The following is a 6,352-nucleotide window of genomic DNA, read 5'->3' as shown; positions in this document are numbered from 1 at the left end:
TCCTTGCTCAAAACCTTTGATAAAATCCTGCAAGTGTTGTTCAAAATAATGGCCATGATCATGGTGCTAGCCCCCCTGGGTGCTTTCGGGGGGATAGCCTATACGGTGGGCAAATATGGGTTGGGCACACTCAAACCCTTGGCCATGCTGATGCTCACGGTGTACATCACCATGGCGCTGTTCATTTTTGTAGTCTTGAACTTGATCTGCTATTTTTCAAAAGTGAGTTTGTGGAAATTGCTGGGCTACATCAAAGAGGAAATCCTGATTGTATTGGGTACTTCTTCTTCCGAATCGGTGCTGCCGCGCATGATTGATAAAATGGAACGCTACGGCTGCTCCAAGCAGGCTGCGGGTTTGATTATCCCCACGGGTTACTCGTTTAATTTGGATGGCACGAGTATCTACTTGTCGATGTCGGTTTTGTTCATCGCGCAGGTATTTGGCGTGCACCTCAGTTTGCAAGAGCAGATCTACATCATTGGCATCTTGATTCTGACTTCCAAGGGCGCTGCCGGCGTTACGGGCAGTGGGTTTATCGTACTGGCTTCTACGTTGTCTTCTTTTCCACAGATTCCAATCGAGGGTCTGGGGCTATTGGTAGGCGTAGACCGCTTCATGTCGGAGGCACGCGCCATCACCAACCTGATCGGGAATGCGGTAGCGACGGTTGTTATTGCAAAAAACGAAAATGAGTTTACTCCTTTGATCCACAAATAAAACGCCATGGTTTCTCTCGAACAGGTTCAGGGTTTACTGGCCGCACAGGGGTACATCACCGAGAAGCCGATAGTGCTTTCCATGTTCTTATCGATGCGGCTGGGCAAACCCTTGTTGGTAGAAGGGCCGGCTGGCGTTGGCAAAACCGAAATTGCCAAAGTAATGGCCAAAGCGCTCGATACCGATCTGATCCGATTGCAATGTTACGAAGGGCTGGACGCCAATCACGCGCTATACGAATGGAATTACCAGCAACAATTGTTGTACCTCAAGCTGGAAGAAGGGCTTTCGATCGACCTGGCCGAGCGGGAGAAAAATATTTTCAGTGAAAAATTTCTGCTCAAACGGCCACTGCTGCAAGCCATCACCCACCACAAAGCTCCAGTGCTGCTGATCGATGAGATCGACCGCGCAGATGAAGAATTCGAGAGTTTTTTGTTAGAAGTGCTGTCCGATTGGCAAATCACCATCCCCGAAATCGGCACGATCAGTGCTACCCATCGGCCTTATGTGATTGTCACCAGCAATCGGGTCAGGGAATTGTCGGAAGCACTGCGCAGGCGATGTTTGTATTTGTACATCGATTACCCTGACTTTGAAAAAGAACTGCAAATTGTGCGCAGCAAAGTGCCAGAAATTGATGCTAAACTGGGCGAACAGATCTGCGCCTTCATGCGCGAATTGCGTCAATTGCGATTGGATAAAGTACCCGGCGTAGCCGAAACCCTCGATTGGGCCACCGCATTGGCTAATCTCCACATCGATCATTTGGACAAAGAAACCGTAGAATCGACCTTAGGGATTATCCTCAAAGACTGGCAAGACATCCGGCATACCCAAATGTCGTTGAGCGAACTGCTGGAAAAAACCGGGGCGATTTCCAAGTTTGATACATTGTAAGGGGAGACAAAAAAATAAGTGTTCATTTTTGCCCCACTACTAAGGATTAATGAACGATTCAACTTTATGCATTACCAACATCCAACTGCCATTGTGGACGAAGGTGCCCAAATCGGTGCAGGCACCAAAATCTGGCATTTTTGCCACGTGATGACTGGCGCTCACCTTGGCGAAAATTGTAGCCTGGGACAAAATGTATTTGTGGCCGATGACGTAGTGCTGGGAAAAAATGTCAAAGTCCAAAACAACGTATCCTTGTACTCGGGGGTCATCTGTGCAGACGATGTCTTTTTGGGGCCGTCTATGGTTTTTACCAACGTGTACAACCCGCGTAGTGCCGTGGTGCGCAAAGGGGAATACCGCCAAACCTGGGTAGAAAAAGGCGTCACCATCGGGGCCAATGCCACCATACTTTGCGGCATTCGCCTTGGTGCGTTTGCCTTTATTGGCGCAGGCGCAGTGGTACTCAAAGACGTGCCACCTTACGCTTTGCTGGTGGGCAATCCGGCTCGACAAATCGGTTGGATGAGCGAATACGGCGAGCGCCTCGAATTTGATGAACAAAATACTGCGGTATGCCCTGGCTCCGGCGAACAGTATCGCTTGGAAGCAGGTCTGGTAAGCAAACTATGAAAGATCTAAATTTTGCCCTCATCGGGGTAGCTGGTTTTGTTGCCCCCCGGCATCTGCGGGCCATCAAGGAAACCGAAAACCGCCTGATTGCTGCCGTTGACCCCAACGACTCGGTTGGGGTGATGGATTCCTACTTTCCCAATGCTGCTTTTTTTGTAGAAATCGAGCGCTTCGACCGTCACCTGGAGAAGTTTCGGCAAAATGGCCAAACCCTGCATTTTGTGAGCATTTGTTCGCCCAATTATTTGCACGATGCCCATATTCGCTTTGGTTTGCGCCAGGGAGCGGATGTCATTTGTGAAAAACCACTCGTACTCAATCCCTGGAATGCCGAGGCTTTGCAGCGCAACGAAGCCGAAACCGGCCGCCGGGTGTATACCATTCTCCAATTGCGCTTGCACCCAGTTATTCAAGCGCTAAAAGCAAAAGTAGAGCACCAACCCATTTCAAAAAAATACGAGGTTGACCTGAGTTACATCACGGCACGGGGTTCTTGGTATTATGCCAGTTGGAAAGGCGAAATGCCCAAATCGGGTGGCATTGCTACCAATATCGGTATCCATTTTTTTGACATGCTGATCTGGATTTTTGGTGCGGTGCAAAAAAGTGAGGTACACCTGCACAGCCATGATCGGGCTGCGGGTTTTCTGGAGTTGGAGCATGCGCGGGTACGCTGGTTTTTGAGTATCGATGAAAGTACCCTTCCGGAATCAATACGTGAAAAAGGAGGCCGTACTTTCCGCTCTATTCGCATCGATGGCCAGGAATTGGAATTTAGCGAAGGCTTTACCGACTTGCATACGGCCAGTTATCGGAGAATCCTGGCTGGAGAAGGGTTTGGATTGACTGAGGCCGCGCCTTCGATTGCTTTGGTACACAGCATTCGGGAGGCAGAGGTGTTGGGATTGAAGGGGGAGTACCATCCATTCGCGGCTTTGCCGCAGGGGAAGCATCCGTTCAAGTAACGCAGAAAAATTAACTTCCCGATTTTGGGTTTTGAATAAGAAGTCGAACGGTTCAATTCAAGTGAGCTTCTTATTCAAAAGACTCTAAAAAAATCGGGAAGTAATTATTTGCGTCATACTAGGTGAGCTGAAATGGATTGGTAACCACCAACAAATTGTCAATGTTTTGATTGTTTTGAAGATCTTCTGATTCGAGTTTTGCACAACCACTTTCAAGTGCAGCAGCAAGAATAAGGCTATCGTAAAAAGAAAACCCGTATCGATTCGCAATTCGACAGGCTTCAATAACAGTTTCAGGCGTATTGATATGTACTTCGTTGTTCTGAACCGCTTCTCGAATTACAACCAGTATTTCAGCCCAGCTGAATTTGAATTTTTTGAATAGAATGTTTGAAGCTTCTTGTAGTACTTGGGTACTGATAACGGTATAGTCATTTGTGATAATTTCTTGAGCAATGTTTTGTTTGTGTAAATCAAGATCCGTATGGGCGTAGATCAGCACATTACTATCAATAAAAATTTTATCGTTCATTGGCTTCTTCGCGATTAAAAATAAAAGATTGACCTTGCGTATTCAATACGGTGAAAGAAATTTGCTTTTTAGGTCTTTGTTCAACGTTGTTTATTAATTCTTGGCCACGTTGAAGCAAATGCTTCAACTCATCTGCTTCATTTAAATCAGAATTTTCAAAAGAATTTAGCCTTGAATACCCCCCTTCAGCTTCCGCAAATTTTGTTGTAATTTCTTCTCTTGCAGAATCATCAAAATATGCTTTATCCAAGCCTTCTTCTTTTGTAAACACAAGAATTTCCAATTCTTTACCAATGTACATTTCAGGTAAAGAAATTAGCACCTCGTTTTTTCCGATTTCCGATTGTATGATTTTTCTAAACATCAACTACTTTTTTATAAAATTACATGTTAACTTGACAAAATCCAAATGCAAACTTTAAACATAACGCGTTTGCATCTGGATTTCGTTCCATCAACATTTACCCTCACTTCACCACCTTCATCACTTCCTTTATCTTCTCATTTGGCACCATCAGCGCCAGGTTGTACTGTTTGATTTTCCAGTTTTGTCCGCTTTTTTCCAGTACACCAGATCCACGGCAAGGTCCCATCCAGGTATCCAGCAATTCGTCCCACCAGGCGTAGCGACCATCTAGTGATACAGCGATGTTGCGGTTTTTGGCCTTAAAGTCCCAGGCAACGTCTTTGTCAAAAGCTTTTTGCATGTCTTTGCGCATGGCCGGAGTCAACCAGCGCTCGGAGGCGTCCGTTCCCAGAAATACCCCATCGGCACTCATGGCGCCGAAGAATTTGTCCTCATCGGCAGTCGAGGCAGCCCGGTGCCAGGCATCGATGAAACTGGAAATTTCTTTCTGGTGGTCAGGCATTGTGGTGATGCAATTGTCTTTGTGGCGCGTGTCGATGATCTGGATGATCTTCCAGCCTTCGGTGGTTTTCATCAATTGAAAGGCATTAACCCCACAGTGGCTCATTTGATCGCCAAGGAAAAAAGTATACTCCGTCCAAACGGTGGAGAGATTTTGATCGATGCGCACATCGTAACTCCAGATGCGCTCATCCAGTTTTTTGGGAGAGGGTTTGCCTACCGCAGTAACAAACTTGGTCATGGCTTCGGAGACCAATCGTGGTTTCCCTTCTTTATCAAAGGTGGTCGTTTTTAGCTGAGCATCAGGATGCAGGGTAGCTTTGATGCTCACACTGTCGTTGGCACGCATGCCGTCGAAAAACTGTTGAATGACCGCTACAACAGCGGTACGCTCGTCGGTTTGGGCCTGACCAAAGGTACAAATGGCGCAGAACAGCAAAGTAAATGGCAAAAATTTCATAGATGACGTTTTTTAAATGATTCCTTCATCGGCAAAGCTGTAATAGCCTGCCTCACTTACAATCAGGTGGTCTTGCACCAGAATTTCCAGTTGCTCGCCAGCCTTGCGCATGCGTTGGGTCAGGTCGAGATCGGCTTGACTGGGCCGCAAGTTGCCCGATGGGTGGTTGTGGCACAACACAATACTGGTCGCGTTGCTTTCCAGGGCTTTTTTGAATACCACCCGGGAATCCACCGAAGTGATGGCGAGGCCTCCTGCACTTATTTTTTCGCGACCAATCATCCGATTGGCTTGATTGAGCAGGAGAATCCAGAATTCTTCGGTGTCCAGATCCATCAGCAGCGGCGCCAAGGCCAGGTACGCTTCCTTGCTGCTGCTGATCAAGGGGCGATTTTGCAAAGACAACAGCTTGCGGCGTTGGCCCAATTCCAGGGCAGCAATGATGGAAATGGCTTTGGCTTCACCTACGCCGTTAAAACGCTCGGTGAGTTCGCGGATGCTGCTGCGCCCCAATTCATTCAAATCGGCGGCGTAAGCTTGCAAAATCCGTTTGGCCAAACCCAGTGCCGATTCATCTCGGTTGCCTGAACCCAGAATGATGGCCAGCAATTCGGCATCCGTCAGTTGTTTTTTTCCTTTTAGAAGCAGTTTCTCGCGTGGGCGATCCTCCTCAGCCCAGCTCTTGATGCTTAATTTTTCCTTTGGATCGTGGTACATGAATCAAAATTGAAACGATGAGCAAACAAAATGAATCCAAAGGCTGTGTAAATGTGAAAGGCAAATGCATGGAACGGAAACTATTTCCGATCCGTTGCTTATGTTTGAGCTAAATTAGAAGATATTTTTGAAAAGTGGAAAAAGATTTGCGATTTAGACGGGAAGAACGACTCAAAAGCTGGAAAGCGATTGGGCTGATGTTTAAGGAAGGGCAATCTTTTGGCCAGTATCCTTTGCGTTTTGTTTGGTTGCCCATGGAAGCAGATCAGGCTGCTTTTTCGGCACAGTTTACCGTCAGTGTCCCCAAAAAGAAGTTCAAAAAAGCGGTAGACCGCAACCGTCTGCGCCGCCAGATCCGGGAGGCTTACCGACTCAACAAGCATTTGCTATACCACAATTTGGAAAATTCCGACAAAGTTTATGCCCTCATGGTGATTTATGTGGCCAAAGATGGCCTGGAGTACAGCGAAATTGAAGTCAACATGAATCGAGGATTGCGTAGATTGGGGAAACTTTTGCGCAATTCGGACAACCAACCGACGCAATAACAGGTCTTA

At 47.0% G+C, this 6,352-nt stretch carries 9 protein-coding genes; 5 read left to right on the top strand and 4 right to left on the bottom strand.

The features are described 5' to 3' along the window. The 4 genes from ABW391_RS21440 to ABW391_RS21425 form a co-directional block, all read left to right on the top strand. A partial coding sequence (locus tag ABW391_RS21440) for a cation:dicarboxylate symporter family transporter (protein WP_353483966.1) occupies nucleotides 1–720 on the top strand: 720 nt, incomplete at its 5' end. Nucleotides 721–726: 6 nt separating this feature from the next. After that, complete coding sequence (locus ABW391_RS21435) at nucleotides 727–1,620, top strand: AAA family ATPase (RefSeq protein ID WP_353483965.1); 894 nt, start codon at nucleotides 727–729, stop codon at nucleotides 1,618–1,620. A gap of 66 nt (nucleotides 1,621–1,686) precedes the next feature. Further along, complete coding sequence (locus ABW391_RS21430) at nucleotides 1,687–2,253, top strand: acyltransferase (protein ID WP_353483964.1); 567 nt, start codon at nucleotides 1,687–1,689, stop codon at nucleotides 2,251–2,253. After that, a complete protein-coding gene (locus ABW391_RS21425; RefSeq protein ID WP_353483963.1) occupies nucleotides 2,250–3,218 on the top strand; it encodes a Gfo/Idh/MocA family protein in 969 nt (322 codons plus the stop codon). Before ABW391_RS21430 ends, ABW391_RS21425 begins: the two co-directional genes overlap by 4 nt. Before the next feature lie 118 nt (nucleotides 3,219–3,336). Here the strand turns inward: ABW391_RS21425 and ABW391_RS21420 are convergent, their stop codons facing one another. From ABW391_RS21420 to radC, 4 genes are all read right to left on the bottom strand, one after another. Further along, nucleotides 3,337–3,750, bottom strand: coding sequence for a PIN domain-containing protein (locus tag ABW391_RS21420; RefSeq protein WP_353483962.1), 414 nt, complete (start codon nucleotides 3,748–3,750; stop codon nucleotides 3,337–3,339). Then, the gene (locus ABW391_RS21415) at nucleotides 3,740–4,114 is read right to left on the bottom strand and encodes a hypothetical protein (protein ID WP_353483961.1); all 375 of its coding nucleotides are present in this window, start codon (nucleotides 4,112–4,114) and stop codon (nucleotides 3,740–3,742) included. The genes ABW391_RS21420 and ABW391_RS21415 overlap by 11 nt, the downstream gene beginning before the upstream one ends. A gap of 103 nt (nucleotides 4,115–4,217) precedes the next feature. Further along, nucleotides 4,218–5,078 (bottom strand): nuclear transport factor 2 family protein, encoded by an 861-nt coding sequence (locus ABW391_RS21410; protein ID WP_353483960.1) that lies wholly within the window; start codon nucleotides 5,076–5,078, stop codon nucleotides 4,218–4,220. 12 nt (nucleotides 5,079–5,090) lie between these two features. Further along, the gene (gene radC, locus ABW391_RS21405; protein ID WP_353483959.1) at nucleotides 5,091–5,795 is read right to left on the bottom strand and encodes a RadC family protein; all 705 of its coding nucleotides are present in this window, start codon (nucleotides 5,793–5,795) and stop codon (nucleotides 5,091–5,093) included. Between the two features lie 134 nt (nucleotides 5,796–5,929). Between radC and rnpA the strand changes: the two genes are divergently transcribed. Continuing rightward, nucleotides 5,930–6,343 (top strand): ribonuclease P protein component, encoded by a 414-nt coding sequence (gene rnpA, locus ABW391_RS21400; RefSeq protein WP_353483958.1) that lies wholly within the window; start codon nucleotides 5,930–5,932, stop codon nucleotides 6,341–6,343. Nucleotides 6,344–6,352 lie beyond the last annotated feature (9 nt).

This window comes from Haliscomenobacter sp. (assembly GCF_040403615.1).
Classification (GTDB): Bacteria; Bacteroidota; Bacteroidia; order Chitinophagales; family Saprospiraceae; genus Haliscomenobacter.
This window is presented reverse-complemented; position numbering and strand designations above follow the sequence as displayed.